This is a genomic window from Streptomyces sp. P5F9 (assembly GCF_057961495.1).
The window spans coordinates 1-1,719 of sequence record NZ_JBXVPZ010000866.1; the positions used below are offsets into that span (position 1 = coordinate 1).

Here is a 1,719-nt window from a genome sequence, read left to right on the forward strand (position 1 = left end):
GTACATGAACCTCCGCAGCTCATGGGTGGCCGAGACCGGCCAGACCCGCGAGGACACCCGCCTGACCCAGCTCGGCGCGACCACCCCCGTCAACCCCCTGGAAGTCCGCTCCGGCATCCTGCCCGGTTCGTACGACGGCCTCTACCGCATGTCCGGCTTCTGGATGGAGGGCGCGGCGGGCGCGATGACGGCGACCGTCCACGAGGGCCGCGCCGTCATCGCGGCGGGCGCCACCCGGGGCGCCTACCCGGTCACCCTGCCCGAACCGTCCGCCCTGACCTTCTCCGACGGCGACGCCACCAACCCCCGTATCGACCTGGTCGTCCTCCGGATCTACGACTCGCTCTACGACAACTCCGGCCAGACGAAGGCCGCCCTGGAAATAATCAAGGGCACCCCAGCCGCAACCCCCACCGCCCCCGTGATTCCCGGCATCGGCCTCGCCCTCTACCAGGTCAGGGTCGCGGCGGGCATCAGCGCGGGCAAGGGCGGCATCACCTGGAGCACCGACGCCACCGACCTCCGCACCCCCGTCGTGGCGGTGGGCGGCATCCTCCCCGCGTACGGCGAGACCGGCAACGGCGCCTACCCGGGCCAGTTCCGCGACTCCGGCGGCGCGCTCCAGCGCTGGGACGGCTCGGCCTGGGTGTCGTACCCGAGCGCCCTGGGCGGCATCGCCCCGGCCGGCGCGGTCACCACCGCGAGCTACACCGGCCAGTACCGCGACACCTCCGCCGGGGTACTCCAACGCTGGAACGGCACCGCCTGGGTCAACTACCTGCCCGCGCCGACCTGGACGGACTACACCCCGGTGTGGGGCGCCGAGACCGGCACCGCGCCCGTGATCGGCAACGGCACGCTGGCGGGGTCGTACGCGAAGCTTGGCACAGTCGTCCACGTCCGGATCTACCTGAAGATCGGCTCGACGACCAACCTGGCCGCCCAGGACGCCAACGCGAACTGGACGTTCCGGCTGCCGTTCGCACCGAACGGCACCGCGTGGAAGCTCGACGGCCGGGTGCTGAGCGCGGAAGCCTACGACTCCTCGGCGCTGCTGTTCTACCAGGGCAGCGGCCTGCTCGCGTCGACCAGCGGCGTCGGCTACGTCCGCTCGCTGCGCGACACCTCCGCCACCAGCACCGGCATCTGGGACAAGTCGCTGCCCTACGCCTGGGCGGCCGGTGACCTGCTGTCGATCCACGGCACGTACGAGTCCGCGTCGTGACGGTTCGACACCAGCTACCCGCGCGTAGACCCGCTCGCCTGCCGCACGCCACCCAACTCTCCACCTCCTGAACGGAGTTAGCCATGCCCGTACGCTCCGGCTGGCTGTCCCCCGACAGCCAGTCCCGCGAGGACACCCGGCTCGTCTCGCTCGGTGCCCTCACCCCGACCTCGCCCGTCGCCACCCGCTCCGGCATCCTGCCGGGCTCCCCCGACGGCCAGTTCCGCATCAGCGGCTTCACCCTGACCGGCACCGCGAGCGGCATGAGCGCCTCGGTCAGCCCCGGCCGCGCGGTCGTCCAGTCCACCGACAGCCGCGGCGCCTACCCGGTCGCACTGACCGAGTACCTGAACGTCACCTTCGCCGACGGCGACGCCCAGTACGGCCGGATCGACCTGCTCGTCCTGCGGATCTACGACGACGCCTACGACGGCTCGGGCCGCAGCGAGGCCGTCGTCGAGATCGTCCAGGGCACCCCCGCGGCCACCCCGGCG

At 72.1% G+C, this 1,719-nt stretch carries 1 protein-coding gene and 1 pseudogene; both read left to right on the plus strand.

All coding sequences use genetic code 11. From position 1 onward, the window contains the following. Positions 1 to 1,225: hypothetical protein (locus tag AC31A1_RS50985; RefSeq protein WP_489659843.1), on the plus strand; the 1,225-nt coding region annotated here is incomplete at its 5' end. An 83-nt stretch (positions 1,226 to 1,308) separates the two neighbouring features. Further along, a pseudogene (locus AC31A1_RS50990) lies at positions 1,309 to 1,719 on the plus strand (hypothetical protein); the annotation flags it as partial.